The following is a 367-nucleotide window of genomic DNA, read 5'->3' on the forward strand; positions in this document are numbered from 1 at the left end:
GCGACCTTGAACACGCCTTCAAGCCCGACCTCGACGGGACGACAAGCGCAAAGCCGGCCAGCCCGCCGCCGGAGCGGTTCAAGCTGGCGCCGCTGGGGAGCGTGGTGCGCAAGAAAGAGTGCGCGACGTCGATCCTGCCGGATGAGCAGTCCAGCTGCGCGGCGCTGGAGTTCTGCACGGACTGCGCGCAGTAAGCGCAGCCTCCAGGCGGAGCGCCGGCAATCTCACTTGGCGAACAACTGGTCCATGTCGCGGAAGCTCTTGAACTCCAGCGCGTTGCCGCAGGGGTCGAAGAGAAACAGCGTGGCCTGCTCGCCGACCTGGCCCTTGAAGCGGATGTAGGGCTCGATCACGAAGCGGGTGCCGC

The 367-nt window shown here is 66.8% G+C and carries 1 protein-coding gene and 1 pseudogene; one reads left to right on the top strand and one right to left on the bottom strand.

Annotated features, from left to right (window positions below; all coding sequences use genetic code 11):
• A partial coding sequence (locus tag FLP08_RS17390; RefSeq protein ID WP_156278187.1) for a hypothetical protein occupies positions 1-194 on the top strand: 194 nt, incomplete at its 5' end.
• Between the two features lie 30 nt (positions 195-224).
• Here the strand turns inward: FLP08_RS17390 and FLP08_RS17395 are convergent.
• Positions 225-367 (bottom strand): annotated as a pseudogene (locus tag FLP08_RS17395) (VOC family protein); the annotation flags it as partial.

It is taken from the genome of Christiangramia aestuarii (assembly GCF_009735585.1).
GTDB classification, from domain to species: domain Bacteria; phylum Bacteroidota; class Bacteroidia; order Flavobacteriales; family Flavobacteriaceae; genus Christiangramia; species Christiangramia aestuarii.